Below are 18427 nucleotides of genomic sequence, written 5' to 3' on the forward strand. Positions count from 1 at the left end.
CTTTGGAACAAGGGGAGGTTTTTGAATGAAATCAGTGATTTTGCGGCAAAGGATTTTTGTCGTTATGTTGTGGGCTTTGCTTATGTTACCGATAACGGAGGCCCATGCTTTTGAGCAGCCATCTGCGCTACAAGTTCAGTCTACAGGAGCCTTAGTAGAGTATGATCCATATAGTACTTCGTATCACGCATATTGGCAGGAGGAAGCAAGCCTGTCGTGGGAAGACTTTCAGGCACCAACTCCTGCATATGCAGGACTATGGGGAGGCCTGACTCAGGGAATGATGAGTATGCTTCATCCAAACGAAGGCGGTGGTGTAGGTTGGATGACAGAACTGCATGGTAAGCCAATCCGCCGACCTGAGGCAAGGACCATACGAAAGCCTGATAACCTGGAGCTTAATTCCGTACCCGTTCTGGCACCAACTGCAGAGCAGGTCATAACGACTATGAAGGTGACGGCCACTGGTTATACGGCTGGCTTCGAATCTACAGGCAAACGTCCTAATCATCCGCAATATGGCATTACTTATTCAGGAGTAAAGGTTACAAGGGACAAGAATACGTTGTCTACGATAGCAGCCGATCCACGTACATTCCCGCTTGGGAGCATTTTGTATATTCCGGGATACGGCTATGGAATTGTTGCAGATACGGGCTCGGCAATCAAAGGGCGCAAGATTGATTTGTATTTTGCCACGACCAAGCAGGTCTATGAGGAATGGGGTAAAAAAGACGTCGAGGTCCAGATCATCAAGCGGGGAGGTGGCCGCTGCACTGAGCAAATGATGGCGGAATTCAAGAAGGCCATCCAGGTGCACAAGATGATACCTGAATCCATGCTTGACGAGTCTCTTTAATGAAGCACACAGGCAACGCTGGCTGGGATCACCTGAATAATGTAGGAGTCGCCTTCACATAATATGTGCGGGACAGACAAGTTCCCAAACTCATTATACAGGAGGAATTATCGTGAACAACAAACAGCCGTCTAAAGCGGGTCTTGGTGCACAAGGTACGGAATTTGGTCAGGACACGCAACAGGTTGCTCAAAAAGTAAAACAAGCTCAACAAAACAAAGTGCAAGACAATTATCAGACACCAAATGAAAAGTATGATGCAGAATTTGGTGCTGATACAGCTGCTGGCGTCAACAAAAAAGTACAAGGTTCCCAGCGCCAAAAAGTACAGGACAACTATAAGACACCGAACGAAAAATTCGGATCTGGCTCCACAAATCAACAATAATTGCAAGGACGCGATAGCAAGGACAGCTTAGTATTGCGAAGCTGACTTTTGCAATGTGCATATGAAGAATAGCAAGCCCTCGGTCTATATGGTCAAGACCCCATTTAGTGGACATTGAAAAAACACCTAAGCTAGAAACTGGCGTCGGTACTCTACCGGCGTCAGTTTGTTTAATTTACGCTGTGGTCGTCTTCGGTTGTAAAAACGTATGTATTTCTCAATTCGTCTTTGTGCCTCTGCCAGATTTCGTATATCATAGGGATAGAGTCCTTCCGTTTTGAGATGCGAGAAGAAACTCTCCATGGAGGCGTTGTCTAGGCAATTGCCCCGGCGAGACATGCTGATTTGGGCGCCAACCTTTGGCAGCATGTCGTGGTAAGCATGAGACGTGTACTGGAACCCTTGGTCGCTGTGAACGACCAATCCGGTCACGTCTTTTTGCTTTGCAAATGCCTTGGCAAAGGTCTGGAGGACCAGCTCATTGTCGTTACGTTCGCTAAGTTGGTAGGCCACAATCTCGTTATTGAATAGGTCTTTGACTGCTGAGAGATACAACCAGCGTTCGCCTACCCGGTATTGAGTCACATCCGTCACCCATTTCTGGCTTGGTTTTTCGGCTGTGAAATTTCGCTTAAGCAGATTATCAGCTACACGCTCGGCAGCCTGGTATGTCATATTAAATCGACGTTTCCGGCGAATGCTGGCTTGAAGACCGAGCTTTTGCATAAGGCGCAGCACCTTTTTGTGATTCATCCATACACCTTCATCCTGCCACAAGAACAGCTGGATCTGCCGGTAGCCATACCTTCCTTCGTAGCGTTTATACACCGTGCGGATGAGTCGTTTAGCACCGGCGTCTGGGTCGTTGTTCTTCCGCTTCAAATATGCGTAGTAACCACTTCTAGAGACGCCAAGGAGTTGGCAGTATTCAGCTACTTGGCCGATGTCCGCTGCTTGCTCAATGAGCTTGAAGCGCTGTTCTTTCCCTCCCGCATCCAGATTTCCAAACACTTTTTTAGCATCGTATTCTCCCGTTTCAACTGCTGAACATATCGCTCCTGATCTAAATATTCTTTCCGCCTTCCTCGTTGATCCAATAGACCAAACTCACCTTTCTCACGGTATTTTCGCATCCAACGCTTCATCCGACCCTGATCTTGGATTCCGAAATGATCGTTGATCTGCCGATACGTCCACTTTTCCTCTACGTGCAGGCGAATTGCCTCCACCTTGAGTTCCTCGGAATACGTCTTAAACTTTTGACCTTTAATAGCCATTAAAAATGCACCCCCTAGAAATTCATCGGTTAAACCAAGGGGTTTTTCCAATGTCTATTCTAAGGGGTGCACTTCAATATAGACCGGGGGTTTTTAGCTTTTATCAACTTTTATAATGTTTTTAATGTGCAATTAAGGTTTAAGGTACAAAATAAAAACAGTTAACAAACACCTTGATTCTAAGGGTTGAGGAGGAGATACATGATGGACGATTACAAAAACAAAAACTCGAATTCCCGGTACGGAGAGCAGGATGATCAGAGGAATGGATCGAATGAGCGAAAAAATGACTCTTCCTACTATTATTCATATGGTCCGTTCTCATCCATGAATTCCAATGATCAGCGTTCTGGTTCATCCGAGGCAGATGCGCCCCGTCGGGAGGAGGTTCAGATGACCCCACCAGATCCGATCAAGCCGATTCCATTAGGCTATCGTGATTCATCCCATTCATCCAGCCAAGGCCGCCCTGAAGGTAATGGTCGTGGAGAAGGGAATTGGAATTTCAAGCAGAGCAAGCAACCTAAATCAGGCTCATCCTTCAAGTCGATGTTTCTCTCGTTCATGGCTGGAGCGCTTGTCATTACCGCGCTGATGTATACATCAGATGTAACGAATCTGTTCACAGGCAAGAGTGCTCTCGCACCGGCTGTTCAGCAGGAGCAGTCATCGGGCTCAAGCAACAATGGCAACAGCTCCAATGCAGTGACAGCGTCATTGCCAGCCGGGGCAGCGGATGTACAATCCGTCGTGAAGACAGCCAGTCCAGCGGTCGTGAAGATTGAGACACTTGTTAAGCAGTCCAGTGGTCGCAGCCGCCAGAGCAGCCCCTACTTTAATGATCCGCTCTATCAATATTTCTTTGGAGATCAGGGAGGGAGCAACAGCCAGAATAACTCCAACTCTGGCAATGGCCAACTGACCCCGCTGGGAATTGGCTCAGGTTTTATTTTCGATAAAACAGGCTATATTCTGACCAACAATCACGTAATTGATGGAGCAGATGTAGTACAAGTAACACTGGAGAACAACAACAAGCCTTTCGAGGCGAAGGTACTCGGCAGCAGTGCTGACCTGGATCTTGCTGTATTGAAGATTGAAGGGGACAACTTCCCGACCGTCCAGCTTGGTGATTCGGATCAGGCACAGGTAGGGGAATGGATGGTTGCGATCGGTAATCCCGAGGGCTTCGAGCATTCCGTTACTGCAGGAGTTCTTAGTGCGACAGGACGTACCATTACGATCAACGACCAATCTACTGGACGCCCAACGCAGTATAAGAATCTGATACAGACAGATGCCTCCATCAACCCAGGTAACTCTGGTGGTCCGCTCTTGAACTTGCAGGGGCAAGTCATTGGCATGAACGTAGCCGTTAGTGCGGATGCACAGGGTATTGGCTTCGCCATCCCATCCAATACGATCAAGTCCGTCGTGGAGAAGCTGAAGAACAATCAGGAGATTCCGAAAGAGCCTGTGCCGTTCATTGGCGCTACATTGATGAATCTGACACCTGAGGTGGCTAAGGAAATGGATACTTCCCTGACAGAAGGCTCTGTCGTGGGAGAGGTCATTTACAGATCACCCGCCTATCAAGCGGACCTGCGTTCGTATGATATCATCATCGGGGCTAATGGAACGAAGTATGCAACGACGCAAGAGCTGATCGACTTTATTCAGAAGCAATCCGTAGGATCGACCATTACATTGAATATCGAACGCTTCGGTAAGAAGATCGACTTGCCGGTGAAGATCGGCAACAAGAATGATTTTAATACGAATCAGACGACTACACCTGGCAGCACACAGCAGCCATAAAACATGAGTTAAGCGAAGTAAAGGGGCTTTTGGCAACGGATCTCCTTTGCTTCGTTTTTTTATAATGAACCTGCTACAATAGATGTAGCTTATGATAAGAAGGAGTCCGATCGTTGATGCGTTCAAGAATACTGATTATTGATGATGATGATAAAATTGTGTCCATGCTTCGTCGGGGCCTTGCCTTTGATGGATATGAGGTTACGACAGCCTCGAATGGTGCAGAAGGCTTGACCCAGATGCTATCGCAGGAGCCAGATCTACTCGTACTGGATGTCATGATGCCGCAGGTTGATGGCTTTGAGGTATGCCGAAGACTTCGGGCAGCAGGGAGTACGGTTCCAATCCTGATGCTGACTGCCAAGGATGAGGTAGAGAATCGGGTGAAAGGACTGGACACAGGGGCCGACGATTATTTGGTCAAGCCTTTCGCACTGGAGGAGTTACTTGCCCGTGTAAGAGCACTACTACGCCGCAAATCAGAACAGCAGTCGGGTGCAGGGCAGGCGCTGACGTTCGAGGATTTGATGCTGGATATGGATTCCCGTGAGGTGGTCCGGGGCGGACATCGCCTGGAGTTGACGGCCAAGGAGTTCGAATTGCTGCATTTATTCATGCAAAATCCGAAGCGTGTGCTGTCTCGTGATCTTATCATGGATAAAATCTGGGGGTACGATTACAGTGGTGAATCCAATGTTTTGGAAGTGTACATTGCGATGCTGCGTCAGAAGACAGAGGAGTATGGTGGGAAGCGTATTATTCAGACCATTCGTGGGGCTGGCTACATCTTGAGAGGTGACTCATAGCATGTCGATTCGCTGGCGGTTAACCGCCTGGTATTCCAGTATTCTTGCTTTTGTATTACTTGTATTTGGTATAGCTATATATGCTCTGGTTAATTTCTATACCTACAACGAAGTGAAGAATCTGATCCTGGAGCAGACACCGCGCATCCGGGAACAGCTGAAGCTGACGATTAACTCTGGCAGTATTTTGCATGGAACCGAGCCGAATCTGGATCTGAGACTGACCGGTACCAGTGTGGAAAGAAGCCAGCTTTATGTGCAAATATATAATTATACCTCTGATGTACTGAAGAAATCGAACAATCTGGTAGAGCTACAGATGGAGCTGCCAGTTCCAGCTACACCAGAGCAGGCGATTCAGGAGCAGGGCTTCACGAAGGTGAGCGTAGGCAGCAATCCCTTCATGGTCTATCAAAGGCCCATTGTGCTAGATCAGCAAGTGATAGGTCTACTGCAGATCGCTCAATTCACGGGGTCTCAGGATCGACTGATGACCAGACTGGAAAATGTGCTTGTATACGGATCACTGGTTGCGTTATTTGCAGCAGCGACCATGGGCTGGTTCCTGGCGACCAAGTCCATGAAGCCTCTGGTGAATGTAACCAAGGGGGCCAACCAGATTCAATCTGGCGATGATCTTAGTGTACGCATTGAGTATGATGGTCCACCCGATGAGATCGGACAGCTGATCGGAACGGTGAACAGTATGTTAGCTCGTACAGAGGGCTTCTATAAAGAGCTGGAGGATTCTTATGCCGCCCAGCGCCGATTCGTGGCAGATGCATCTCATGAGCTGCGGACACCATTGACAACGATCCGCGGTAATATTGAATTTTTGCAGAAAATGTGGACCACCGAGCAAAGCGACCGACCGGACATGGATGAGCATATGCGAATGGAGTTGTCGATGGAGGCAATTAATGATATTGCGGACGAAGGCAAGCGCATGAGTCGCCTAGTCAGTGATATGCTGTCGCTTGCCAGAGCTGATACAGGCCAGGTCATTGATAAGCAGCCTACTGCGCTGGAGCCACTAGTAAAGGAGGTGGCACGTCGCGCTCAGTATATGGACCGGACCGCTGAGTGGAGTGTAGGAGATCTGTCTGTGCTGAATGGTGTATATACGGATGGGAGCAAGGATTATTTGCAGCAAATGCTATTCATCTTCATAGATAATGCATTCAAGTATACGCCGGAGGGCAGAGTCAGCCTTGATGTCGCATTGTATCAGGGGCAGGTCGGTCTACGGATTAGCGATACCGGGATCGGGATGGATAAGAATGAGGTTCCTTATATTTTTGATCGCTTTTATCGGGCCGATGAGTCTAGAGGAGTGACGGAAGGTATAGGACTGGGACTGTCGATCGCCAAGTGGATTATCGATGAGCATAGCGGCTCAGTTGAGGTCGTGACACGACGCGGTGAAGGGACGACATTTATGATCTGGCTGCCAGTCAGCTTTTCGGCCCCGCTCGAATAGGGTATAATGTGACGTGAGCTCTATCACAATTATGTGATGCAGGGAAGTATGCTAGTGGATGATGATCAAGGGATGTTTACGACTCATCTTGCAGCAATTATCATAGAGCGGCCATTATGGAAATAGCGCTATACAGTCTTAGACTGTATACACGAGGCCGTCAGAAAGCAGGTGCTATCTTGGAGATCGTCAAAATTTCGCCGCGCGGATATTGCTACGGTGTGGTTGATGCCATGGTTATGGCTCGCCAGGCCGCGAAGAATCCTGATCTTCCGCGTCCGATTTATATACTTGGTATGATTGTTCATAACAGTCATGTCACCTCTTCGTTCGAGGAGGAGGGAGTCATTACGCTGGATGGCCCTAACCGACTAGAAATTCTGGAGCAAGTAGATCAGGGAACGGTCATCTTCACGGCACATGGTGTGTCACCGGAGGTACGAAGATTGGCCAAGGAGAAGGGCCTGACTACGGTCGATGCCACTTGTCCTGATGTGACCAAGACGCATGATCTGATTCGCGAGAAGGTTGCAGAAGGCTATGAGATTATCTATGTCGGCAAAAAAGGGCATCCCGAACCGGAAGGCGCCATCGGCATTGCGCCAGATCGAGTTCATCTGATCGAGAAAGAGGATGAGATCGCCGGGCTGGAGCTGTCTGCTGACAAAATTATCATCACGAATCAGACGACCATGAGTCAGTGGGATATCAAGGCCATCATGAACAAGTTACAGGAGAAATTCCCGATAGCCGAGGTGCATAACGAGATCTGCCTTGCTACACAGGTTCGGCAGGAAGCCGTCGCTGGTCAAGCCGGTCAGGCTGAACTGGTCATCGTGGTCGGTGATCCGCGCAGCAACAACTCCAATCGTCTAGCTCAAGTATCGGAAGAGATTGCAGGAGTGAAGGCATATCGAGTCGCGGATGTGACTGAGCTGAAGCAGGAATGGCTGCAGGGGATCCAGCGTGTCGCTGTGACCTCTGGAGCGTCCACGCCGACTCTGATTACGAAGGAAGTAGTACAGTATTTGGAGCAGTATGATCACGAGAAGCCTGAGACGTGGGAGATCAAGCGTACCATTGATAAGAGTAAGATTCTGCCGCCTGTGAGAAATAAGAGCAAGGCCTCTAGCACGACATAATTGTGATGGGGGCGCAGACATGCGTAGCTAGCTGGTAACATGTTCGATGGTGGAGACCGCTGCGGGCTCGAAGGCTTCTTCCGATCGCTGTTAAAGTCCTATTTCTTTTATTAACTAAGAGCATTAGCGGATGAAATTGTACTTTAAAGGCGAGCACTACGTTTCTTCGGAATTCCTTCGACCCTCCGCTATAGTGGGTGCATGTCTCGTGCTTTCGAATAAAGAGTGGCATAAAAAACAAGCCCGTGATCCGTCAGGATCGCGGGCTTTTGGCATTTGTAGTTAGGTTCTAAGACACAAAGACACCGACTAATATTATTGTGTAATTCATTTTACAGCACACACTCATGTAGAGTGCGACGAGTCAATCAGGATCAACGGCTCCTATTTCTTCCGATTTCAATCCACGCACCCATGTAGAGTGCGACCTTCATACGAAATTAACGACTTCGCAAACTTCCGCATTTCAATCCACGCACCCATGTAGAGTGCGACAGCGGAAAACAGCGTATAAACGCTCATCTAGCATCTAATTTACCGTACATCCGTTAAAATGGAAGACTTCATGCAGCCTGAAATGCAGGTGTGTTCACGTTTTGTTCACATTCATATGCTTTCGACAAAATCTGAGGTACGAATGTCCCAGGGAAATCATGGGAGCTTGGCATTCGCACCAAAGATAGCTGGAAACAGCTCAGTTTTGGGTATCTACTTTTTAAAGTAACTTTAGTGACGGAAGTAGCGGAGGGTCGGAGGATTTCTGTAGAAACGAAGTGGTCGCATTTAAAGCATGATTTAATCCGCTAATTCTTTTATATATTATGAATAAATCAGGCTTTAACAGCGATCGAAAGAAACCTCCGAGCCCGTAGCCTTTCTCCCCGTAGCCTTCCCAATCAGCTTTTCCAAGCACATAGCATTTCCATGTCGTTTCCCCTCACAACAGCTCCATTTTCACCTATTAACATGCCATGTCTCCACGAACAGCGGAGAATTCTGCAATTGCAGCCTCCATCCTCAAATCCCCCATTGAGTCAGACCTGCTTTGAAGCTTATAATATACAGGATTGGCAATACCGAAAATTTAAATTTTACAGAAAAGGTGTCATGCATGAGCATATTAAATGTAGAAAAATTGAGCCACGGCTTTGGTGACCGTGCTATTTTCAATGACGTATCCTTCCGCCTACTGAAGGGTGAGCACATCGGCCTCATTGGGGCGAACGGTGAAGGTAAATCGACCTTCATGAACATTATCACGGGCAAGCTCCAGCCAGATGAAGGCAAGATAGAGTGGTCCAAGCGTATGCGGGTAGGTTATCTGGATCAGCATGCGGTGCTGAGCAAGGGACAATCCATTCGTGACGTGCTGCGCGGTGCGTTCCAGTACTTGTTCGATATGGAGCAGGAAATGAACGACATGTACGGAAAGATGGGTGACGTTACGCCAGAGGAGCTGGAAAAGCTGCTCGAAGAGGTGGGCACGATCCAGGACACTTTGACGAATCAGGATTTCTATCTGATTGACGCCAAGGTAGATGAGACGGCACGTGGACTTGGCCTGACGGATATTGGACTCGACAAGGACGTTCATGACCTAAGTGGTGGACAGCGCACCAAGGTGCTGCTGGCAAAGCTGCTGCTGGAAAAGCCGGATATTTTGCTGCTGGATGAGCCGACGAACTATCTGGACGAGCAGCACATTGAGTGGCTGAAGCGTTACCTGCAGGAATATGAGAATGCCTTCATTCTGATCTCGCACGATATTCCGTTCCTGAACAGCGTCATCAATCTTATTTATCATATGGAAAATCAGAGTCTCACACGTTACGTCGGTGATTACGATCATTTCCAGGAAGTATATGAGATGAAGAAGCAGCAGCTGGAGTCTGCCTACAAGCGTCAGCAGCAGGAGATTGCAGACCTGAAGGATTTTGTCGCACGCAACAAGGCTAGTGTCGCTACCCGGAACATGGCGATGTCGAGGCAGAAGAAGCTGGACAAGATGGAGATTATCGAGCTGGCAGCAGAGAAGCCGAAGCCGCAGTTCAATTTCAAGGATGCGAGAACGTCAGGCAAGCTGATCTTTGAGACGAATGGACTGGTGATCGGATACAACGAGCCGCTGTCCAGACCGCTGGATCTACGCATGGAGCGCGGACAGAAGATTGCGCTGGTCGGGGCGAACGGGATTGGTAAGACGACATTGATGCGGAGCATTTTGGGCGAAATTCCGGCACTGGAAGGTACTGTCCAACGTGGAGAGCATCTGGAGATCGGATATTTCCAGCAGGAGATCAAGGAAGCTAACTATAACACCTGTATTGAAGAAATCTGGCAGGAGTTCCCTTCCTTTACCCAGTTTGAAGTGCGTGCGGCTCTGGCCAAGTGTGGTCTAACCACCAAGCATATCGAGAGCAAGGTTGCTGTCCTTAGTGGTGGCGAGAAGGCGAAAGTGCGCCTGTGCAAGCTCATTAATAACGAGACTAACCTGTTGGTGCTCGATGAGCCTACGAACCATTTGGATGTAGATGCCAAGGATGAGCTGAAGCGTGCACTCAAAGCCTATAAAGGAAGCATTCTGCTGATCTCTCACGAGCCTGAATTCTACCAGGATGTTGTTACAGACACTTGGAACTGCGAATCTTGGACAACGAAGGTATTCTAAGTAAAGCTCCCCGAGCGTAACTCTCTGGAAGCAGCGCATAAATACAACCTCTCCTGGCGGACACTATACATGGACAGCAGATTCATCTTCATCCCAAAGGACAGCTACTCCATGAGAAGCTTCACCTGATGTGAATGAGGAAGGAACTGTTGCTGGAAAGGAAGGTGCCGTCATGAGCAAAGGGTTCGAGAAAGAAGACAAGACAAATTACCCGGATATGGCTACCGTGGAGTCACAACGGAACGACCTGGCCTTTGAGGAATTTCCAGAAGGACCATATGGCTCATCCATTCCCTCCGCTAAGCTGGGGAAAAACACGCCATGGCGTGAGGACCAACGCTCACCGGGGCGATTTGACTATGAGGATCATGAGCAGCATGAAGGCATGACCCGAAATTATCCTGGAGAGGATGTCTACGACGCTGTTGTGCCTGATGGAAATCATGACAACGAGCTTAAAGGTAGCTGAAGCTTACATGAATAGGGCAAGAGAAGGGGCTGCGCCGAGCGCAGTCTCTTTTTTCTGCTGTCCGGTTCAGACCCAATCACACAGCTACACTTCTTACACTTCTTACACCTCTCACACGTCTCACTTGGATAACAAGCAATACAAGCAATACAAGCAATTACATGTCTCACGTGCATCATAGGGTTGACGAGGGCGGAAGAAATGCATATAATTACTTTAGTGATTAAAAGCTTAAAAGCGAACAAGCGTCTAAGCGTGTAAGTGCGTAAGTGCGTAAGTGCGTAAGTGCGTGGGTGTATAAGCAACTAAGTGCATGGGTGCGTAAGCAATAAGTGTTTGGTTCACAAGTACTTAAGTATTTAGCTGACAAGATGTCTTTTGAGTGTTCACAGAATGTTCAGTGTAAGAGAGAATTCAATGATTATTATTCGAACTACACAGTTGGCGTAGCGCCATGGAGCCATGATAAATTTCATTCACTAAGGGAGCGATGTTACGATGATCGTTATTACAAATCAGCTTATTGCCGAAGAACAAATTCAGGATATTGTCCGCGTGGTAGAAAAAGAAGGGCTGCAAGCCCACGTCTCCAGAGGTACGGACCGTACAGTCATTGGTCTGATTGGGGCGGTAGAGCCTAAGCTGTCTGAGCATTTGCGCCAGATGAAGGGTGTAGAGAAGGTTGTTAAGATTTCAAAGTCTTACAAGCTGGCAAGTCGGGATTTCCACCCGGAAAATACAGTTATTCGCATTAAGGATGTAGAAATTGGTGGTGGCGAGCTAGCTGTCATGGGTGGTCCTTGTGCGGTAGAGACGGCAGAGCAGATTGATGAGATCGCCAGACTGGTGAAGGCTGCTGGTGGGCAGATTCTGCGCGGAGGTGCCTTTAAGCCTCGTACAGGCCCTTACAGCTTCCAGGGGACAGGCGTAGAGGGACTCATCATGATGGCTGAAGCAGGCCAGAAGCATGGACTATTGACCATTACGGAAGTCATGACACCGGAGTATGTTGATATTTGTGCTGAGTATGCAGATATTCTGCAGGTCGGAACCCGTAATATGCAGAATTTTGATCTACTCCGCAAACTTGGAACCTGTGGTAAACCTGTTCTATTGAAGCGTGGCTTCAGTTCTACTTACGACGAATTCCTGAATGCAGCTGAATACATCCTTGCTGGGGGAAATCCGAACGTTATGCTCTGTGAGCGTGGTATTCGTACTTTCGAATCTTACACTCGAAATACGCTGGATTTGTCTGCCATCCCAGTCCTGCAACAGCTGAGCCATCTCCCGGTTATTTCCGATCCGAGTCATGGTACAGGCAGAAGAGAGCTGGTGGCACCGATGACAAAGGCTTCCGTGGCTGCGGGTGCAGACGGTCTGATCATTGAGATGCATACAGATCCTGACAATTCTATGACAGGTGACGGAGTCCAATCTTTGTTCCCAGATCAATTCGCTGAGCTGCTGCAGCAGCTCGAACAGCTGGCACCGATTGTTGGTAAAACCTTTTCAACCCAGAAACAACCTCTGAATGCATTTCCTTCAAGCGTTAATGCATAAACGTTATAATGTGGAAAAGTATTTCACGTGAATCAAGCGAAAAGCCCGTCATGACGGGCTTTTTTAGCATTTTGAACCCGCTATAAAGCGTGAGAATATCTGACATGTGGATAAAAAATACCTGACATGAGTATTGACCCATGTCACATATGAGATTTATAATGACGGAAAGAAAAAAATCGCACATGAACATTGCTTTCATCAAGTAATCTTAATGTTCGGGAAAATTGGGAGGAAGAAGACATGTCCGTTGAAAAAGTATTGAAAACGATCCAAGAAAACAATATTGAGTGGGTAGACTTCCGTTTTGTCGATCTGTCTGGACGCGTGCATCACATCTCGCTTCCGGCTACTGCAGTAGATGAGGAAACATTTGTTAATGGTGTTGCATTCGACGGTTCTTCCATCCCGGGCTATCGTGGTATCGAGGAATCTGACATGGTTATGTTGCCAGATCCAGAAGCCATTTATATTGACCCGTTCACACAGCATCCTACATTGAATGTAATGTGTAACATCGTCACTCCTGACGGTGAACAATATGATCGTGACCCACGCGGAATCGCAGATAAGGCTGAAGCGTTCCTGAAGACTGCAGGTGTTGGTACGGCAGCGTTCTTCGCTCCTGAGTCCGAATTCTTCATCTTTGATGATGTTCGCTATGAGAGCACGATGAACAGTTCCTCCTACTTCGTGGATTCCGAAGAAGCAGCTTGGAACACGAACCGTAAGGAAGAGGGCGGTAACCTTGGCTTCAAGGTTGGCGTGAAGGGTGGATATGTACCAGTAGCTCCAGTAGATACTCAACAAGATATCCGTAGTGAAATGTGCCGCCTGCTTGAAGAAGCTGGTCTGAGCGTTGAGCGTCATCACCATGAAGTAGCTACAGCAGGTCAAGCAGAGATCAACTTCCGTTTCGATACGCTGAAGAAAACAGCAGATAACCTGTTGGTATACAAATACATTGTTCATAACACTGCTCGTCAATATGGTAAAGTAGCAACTTTCATGCCAAAACCACTGTTCGGTGATAACGGAAGCGGCATGCACGTTCACCAATCCATCTTCGATGGCGACACACCTTTGTTCTACGAAAAAGGCGCATATGCTAACCTGAGTGAGACAGCAATGCACTACATCGGCGGAATCCTGTATCATGCTCCTGCATTGATCGCTCTGACGAACCCGAGCACGAACTCCTTCAAGCGTCTGGTTCCTGGTTACGAAGCACCAGTTAACCTGGTATTCTCCAAAGGTAACCGTTCCGCAGCAGTTCGTATCCCGGTAGCAGCTGTTACACCTAAGGGCTGTCGTATCGAGTTCCGTACACCGGATTCCACAGCGAACCCTTACCTGGCATTTGCAGCTATGCTGATGGCTGGTCTGGATGGTATCAAGCGCAAGCTGAACCCTGTTGAGCTGGGCTATGGTCCACTGGATACTAACATTTACGAGCTGTCTGATGAAGAGAAGGGCAAAATCCGCAGCGTTCCAGGTACACTGGACGAAGCGCTGGATGCTCTGGAAGCTGACTTTGAGTTCTTGACTGAGGGTGGCGTATTTACCAAGGAATTCATTGATAACTACGTACAATTCAAGCGTTCTGAAGCAAAAGCTGTATCCATCCGTGTTCATCCACACGAGTACAGCCTCTACTTCGACTGCTAATACGATATTTGCAGCAATTCGGGACCTCCAGAGCTCTGGAGGTCTTTTGCTTGAGCGATCCTGAGGCAAGGAGCTTGAAGCACCCGCGAAGCTAGGAATGAACGTATGGGGAGCAGTTGTTATAGAAACGTAAGAAGGAACCACTTTATACAGAATATATATTACACTCAATGTTATATATCGGATCTGACATTGTCATGTAAACGGAGTAGGAGAGCAAAGCTGACAAGCTACGTGTCAGCATCCCTGAGAATACTAAATGATCGGAACCGAGGGATCAAGATATAGTGGTGAAGCATTTCACAAAAACTTTGCAAAACGGTCCTGAAGCCCTTGAACACGCCCTGGAATACTGCTATTATAAGCGATAATATTTGCATCTTGTGTAGATATGGGTGACCTGTTAAAGAATCCATGTTAACCAGTAGAGAGGATGGGAGTACTGTTGAGCAAGAGAGCCTATAATTTTAATGCGGGACCTGCGGCATTGCCGCTCCAGGTATTGGAACGCGCCCAAGCCGAGTTCGTTGATTTTCGTAATACGGGGATGTCTATTATGGAGATGTCTCATCGTGGTGCCGTGTATGAGTCTGTTCATAACGAAGCACAGGAACGTATTCTTCGCCTCTTGGGTAATCCGGAAGGCTACAAGGTACTGTTCCTCCAGGGTGGTGCCAGTACACAGTTCGCCATGATCCCTATGAACTTCTTGGGCGAAGGCAAGACTGGTAGCTATGTGATGACTGGAAGCTGGGCGGACAAGGCGTTGAAAGAGGCCAAGCTCGTAGGAGAGACACATGTTGCAGCATCCTCGAAGGAATCAAGCTATATGAGCCTTCCGAACCTAAGCAATCTGGAGTTGCCTGAGTCGTCTGCATACTTGCATGTAACCTCTAATGAGACCATTGAAGGCGTACAGTTCCAATCATACCCGAGTACAGGCAATGTGCCTTTGATTGGGGACATGTCCAGTGACATTTTCTGCCGGCCGTTGGATATTACCCAATTCGGTATGGTATATGCTGGAGCACAGAAGAATCTCGGTCCTTCCGGTGTAACGGTAGTCATTGCTCGTGAGGAGCTGCTTGCGGATTCTCCAGGACATATTCCTACCATGCTGCGCTACAGTACGTTCCTGAGTAATAATTCTCTCTATAATACACCGCCATCCTTCTCCGTCTATATGGTTAATGAGGTCGTGAAGTGGATTGAGGAAGAAGGTGGCTTGTCTGGTATTGAGGCGAAGAACCGTGATAAGGCCGGCTTGCTGTATCAGACGATTGACAACAGTGGTGGCTTCTATAAGGGCTGTGCCGATACAGAGAGCCGCTCTCTGATGAACGTAACGTTCAGATTGGCTACAGAGGAGCTAGAGAAGCTGTTTGCGAAGGAATCCGAGCAGGCAGGCTTCATCGGCCTCAAGGGTCATCGCAGCGTAGGAGGACTTAGAGCGTCGATCTATAACGCTGTTCCTTACGAGAGCTGTAGTGCTCTGGCTGATTTCATGGGTGATTTCCAGAAGCGTCACGGTTAAGTATAATGTGACAAGTATATAGCAGCACAAGATAACCTTCCTATGCTGGTAGCAATAGGAAGGTTTTTTCTTGAAATCGAAAAGGAGAAATGAAACATGGCATTACACATTGTATTAGTAGAACCGGAGATTCCCGCGAATACTGGGAACATTGCACGCACCTGTGCGGCCACGGGAGCACACCTGCATCTGGTGAGGCCCCTGGGGTTTCGTACAGATGATGCGACACTGAAGAGAGCAGGGCTGGACTACTGGCATGCTGTACACGTGGAATATCACGATTCCTTTGCTGAGGTTCAGCAAAAATATGCTGATGGCAGGTTTTTTTATGCAACGACGAAGGCGGAGAAGCGGTATTCTGACTTCAGCTATCGCGATCATGACTTTTTCGTATTTGGCAAGGAGACAAAAGGCCTACCCCAAGAGTTAATTTCTTCCAATAAAGAATGGTGTGTTCGAATGCCGATGTCGAACGATGTCAGGTCTTTGAATTTGTCGAATTCGGCTGCAATAATGGTGTATGAAGCCTTAAGACAGCTTGATTTTCCCGGTTTAATATGAAAAAACTTGTATGGAACAACAGTTATTTTTCATAAAACCTAAACAGATTAGGGCTATCGGACGATAACATATGTATGTGGTATTGCTGTTTTTTGTTAATGACACACCTGAATGGTGCTATAGACGTGCATATTTAAGCACGAAATCACAAATTCGGGTAGGATTCGACAAGAATTCGGCGAATTGTTGAATGGAGGTATAAACAGAGTCTTTATACCTAGCATTCATCAGTATAATCATCTTAACAGGAGAGGTGTCTAAATAAATGAAGCCTGCTGGTGTAGTTCGGAAAGTGGATCAGCTGGGAAGAATCGTCTTGCCCAAATCCCTAAGAAAACGATATCAAATGAATGAAGGAGATCCCGTAGAAATTCTGGTTCAAGGGGATCATATTATTCTGGAGCGTTATCGCCCTAAATGTGTGTTCTGTGGCTCCATGGAAGAAGTTAGTGAATTCAAGGATCGTTATATTTGCGGTCAATGCATGAGCGATATGACACAGCTCCCTAAGCATGCTTAAGAGCTCATGACAAAGAGCATCACGAGTATTTCGTGATGCTCTTTGTATAGTACATTAGCTTTCCTCCAAGCGCTATTCATACTTTCGAGGAGTGCTGATGTACCCTTAACTGTAATGTTATTTAAAGAACAAGAAGTGTGTGGGCACTGGACGAAGCCTTCCGTCGGAGGGCTTATTCACAACCCGTCCGTTCAGAATCATGGAGGAGGAGCCGCCACCGTCCAGATTGTAAGCATTCTGGACGCCCAGATTGAACATTTTGGCTTGTAGCTCCTCCAAGGTGGCCCCTGAGCTGCCCTGCTCATTGTAGCCATCAACGACAATAATCAGCAATTGGTCATCCTTATAATTGCCAATGACAGTACGTGGTGCACGCTTGGGTGTCGTCTTCCATTTCGCTGGAATGGCAAGCTTCTGTCCGTTCTGAATGAGTACCGGTACGAAGGTAGCTCCAAATGAGGGCTGAAGGCCGTCAAGTGCAGCTTGATTTGCAAATTTACCGCCAATCAACCGACCTGACTGACTCAGACCGATAAAAGTCAGGTCCTTGAAGCTGGCCTGAAAGCCATTCACATATTTACCGTTCATTATAGTGGTGCTAAGCGGGTAACGCTTGCCCCCGCCATCAGCAAAGCCGCCAGCATTGATGCCAGCCACGGCCCCACTACGGGAGACGGCTCGCATTGTCGTCTCTGTACTGCCAGGCGTCCCCGTACCTAGGGACATCTGCATGGCCGTAGGATCCTTCAGCTTCACCTTCATGGCGTAGCCCTTGTAGGCACCGGGATTAACCTTGAACAGCTCGATAGTAATTCGATCACTGTTCACTCGCTCATAGGGCGTGCCTAGCTTAGCAGTTATTCGTCGATTGTATATGGTCTCAGGTCGGCTTGACTGCGCGGCAGCTGACTTGGCAATGCTGTTCATGGTCTGTGTCGTCTGCTTGTACAATTCGGCGGTCTTCTGAATGGATGTTACCGTATAGGATGCTGTATTCTCAGCTTCGTCCAGCTGGCCCATAATATGCTGGCTCTGGGCACTCCAATCACTTACAGGACCATACTTAATGTTAGTCTCTGGGAAGGCAAGCGGGCGATTCAGGAAGACCAAGAAGAGCAGAAGTCCAATAAACGGTGCTAACGTCATCATCATCAGACGGTTAAGTTGTTTGGCTTCCATTCTCATTTTAATAAGTCCATCTTCTTCTGCAGGGTGTCCAGCTGCTTCTTAACCTCGGCTAGTTGCGTATAGAGCTTGTTGCTATTGTCCGTCTTATCGCTCGCATTGTCCTTGGTGAACGTGAGCAGTTCATTCAACGAATCAACCTTGCCCTGCAACTCGTCCATTTCTTTGGACATCACGTCAAACTTTTGTTCATATTCCGCCTGCAGGCCTGCCATTTGTTGATCCACATGGCCCTGCACCTGGAACAGCATTTCTTGCTTCAGATGATTGCTGTACAGATAGGTTGCGGCTATACCGGCTAGGATCAGCACAACCCAGAGTATGAGAAAAGCCTTGACGGAAGGACTCTTCACCCGTTCGCTACGGCGTGATGCCGGAACTGTGGATGGTTCTGTAGAGTTCTGCATGAAATCACTCCCGTGGTGAATCCAATTCATAATCCATTTAGCCACAGCTAGTATGAATTGATTCTTTATAGTTCAATTTTCC

17 protein-coding genes are annotated in these 18427 nt (G+C 47.8%); 13 read left to right on the forward strand and 4 right to left on the reverse strand.

The annotated features are described in order from the left end of the window. Positions 1-25 precede the first annotated feature (25 nt). Together MKX74_RS06790 and MKX74_RS06795 are read left to right on the forward strand one after the other, a co-directional pair. Positions 26-859 carry a 3D domain-containing protein gene (locus tag MKX74_RS06790; protein WP_018887844.1) on the forward strand — a complete coding sequence of 278 codons (834 nt, stop codon included), beginning with the start codon at positions 26-28 and terminating at the stop codon, positions 857-859. A gap of 112 nt (positions 860-971) precedes the next feature. Continuing rightward, positions 972-1247, forward strand: coding sequence for a hypothetical protein (locus tag MKX74_RS06795; protein ID WP_018887845.1), 276 nt, complete (start codon positions 972-974; stop codon positions 1245-1247). 126 nt (positions 1248-1373) lie between these two features. Here the strand turns inward: MKX74_RS06795 and MKX74_RS06800 are convergent, their stop codons facing one another. Next, complete coding sequence (locus tag MKX74_RS06800; protein ID WP_169445793.1) at positions 1374-2258, reverse strand: IS3 family transposase; 885 nt, start codon at positions 2256-2258, stop codon at positions 1374-1376. After that, a complete protein-coding gene (locus tag MKX74_RS06805; RefSeq protein WP_028592002.1) occupies positions 2180-2524 on the reverse strand; it encodes a helix-turn-helix domain-containing protein in 345 nt (114 codons plus the stop codon). Before MKX74_RS06805 ends, MKX74_RS06800 begins: the two co-directional genes overlap by 79 nt. A gap of 204 nt (positions 2525-2728) precedes the next feature. On the opposite strand from MKX74_RS06805, the gene MKX74_RS06810 reads away from it, so the two are divergent. The 11 genes from MKX74_RS06810 (at position 2729) to MKX74_RS06860 (ending at position 16753) form a co-directional block, all read left to right on the forward strand. Continuing rightward, positions 2729-4342, forward strand: a complete 1614-nt coding sequence (locus tag MKX74_RS06810; protein ID WP_033413718.1) for a S1C family serine protease — start codon at positions 2729-2731, stop codon at positions 4340-4342. A gap of 116 nt (positions 4343-4458) precedes the next feature. Beyond that, a complete protein-coding gene (locus MKX74_RS06815) occupies positions 4459-5148 on the forward strand; it encodes a response regulator transcription factor (protein WP_025680910.1) in 690 nt (229 codons plus the stop codon). A 1-nt stretch (position 5149) separates the two neighbouring features. Beyond that, a complete protein-coding gene (locus MKX74_RS06820) occupies positions 5150-6628 on the forward strand; it encodes a sensor histidine kinase (RefSeq protein ID WP_018887848.1) in 1479 nt (492 codons plus the stop codon). 179 nt (positions 6629-6807) lie between these two features. Beyond that, positions 6808-7770, forward strand: a complete 963-nt coding sequence (locus MKX74_RS06825; RefSeq protein WP_025680912.1) for a 4-hydroxy-3-methylbut-2-enyl diphosphate reductase — start codon at positions 6808-6810, stop codon at positions 7768-7770. 1111 nt (positions 7771-8881) lie between these two features. Beyond that, positions 8882-10438 carry an ABC-F family ATP-binding cassette domain-containing protein gene (locus MKX74_RS06830; protein WP_341177881.1) on the forward strand — a complete coding sequence of 519 codons (1557 nt, stop codon included), beginning with the start codon at positions 8882-8884 and terminating at the stop codon, positions 10436-10438. Between the two features lie 172 nt (positions 10439-10610). After that, complete coding sequence (locus MKX74_RS06835) at positions 10611-10907, forward strand: hypothetical protein (protein WP_018887851.1); 297 nt, start codon at positions 10611-10613, stop codon at positions 10905-10907. Positions 10908-11405: 498 nt separating this feature from the next. Next, the gene (aroF, locus tag MKX74_RS06840; protein ID WP_018887852.1) at positions 11406-12470 is read left to right on the forward strand and encodes a 3-deoxy-7-phosphoheptulonate synthase; all 1065 of its coding nucleotides are present in this window, start codon (positions 11406-11408) and stop codon (positions 12468-12470) included. Positions 12471-12713: 243 nt separating this feature from the next. Continuing rightward, positions 12714-14138, forward strand: coding sequence for a type I glutamate--ammonia ligase (gene glnA, locus MKX74_RS06845; RefSeq protein WP_018887853.1), 1425 nt, complete (start codon positions 12714-12716; stop codon positions 14136-14138). A 442-nt stretch (positions 14139-14580) separates the two neighbouring features. Then, complete coding sequence (gene serC, locus MKX74_RS06850) at positions 14581-15672, forward strand: 3-phosphoserine/phosphohydroxythreonine transaminase (RefSeq protein ID WP_341180527.1); 1092 nt, start codon at positions 14581-14583, stop codon at positions 15670-15672. Positions 15673-15768: 96 nt separating this feature from the next. Next, positions 15769-16233 (forward strand): tRNA (uridine(34)/cytosine(34)/5-carboxymethylaminomethyluridine(34)-2'-O)-methyltransferase TrmL, encoded by a 465-nt coding sequence (gene trmL / locus MKX74_RS06855; protein WP_018887855.1) that lies wholly within the window; start codon positions 15769-15771, stop codon positions 16231-16233. 265 nt (positions 16234-16498) lie between these two features. After that, positions 16499-16753: an AbrB/MazE/SpoVT family DNA-binding domain-containing protein gene (locus MKX74_RS06860; protein WP_018887856.1), complete on the forward strand. Its 255-nt coding sequence runs from the start codon at positions 16499-16501 to the stop codon at positions 16751-16753. Between the two features lie 117 nt (positions 16754-16870). Here the strand turns inward: MKX74_RS06860 and MKX74_RS06865 are convergent, their stop codons facing one another. Both MKX74_RS06865 and MKX74_RS06870 read right to left on the reverse strand, forming a co-directional pair. Further along, positions 16871-17938, reverse strand: coding sequence for a phosphodiester glycosidase family protein (locus MKX74_RS06865; protein ID WP_341177882.1), 1068 nt, complete (start codon positions 17936-17938; stop codon positions 16871-16873). After that, the gene (locus MKX74_RS06870; protein ID WP_018887858.1) at positions 17935-18345 is read right to left on the reverse strand and encodes a hypothetical protein; all 411 of its coding nucleotides are present in this window, start codon (positions 18343-18345) and stop codon (positions 17935-17937) included. Before MKX74_RS06870 ends, MKX74_RS06865 begins: the two co-directional genes overlap by 4 nt. Positions 18346-18427: the final 82 nt, after the last annotated feature.

Source organism: Paenibacillus sp. FSL K6-1230 (assembly GCF_038002385.1).
Classification (GTDB): Bacteria; Bacillota; Bacilli; order Paenibacillales; family Paenibacillaceae; genus Paenibacillus; species Paenibacillus massiliensis.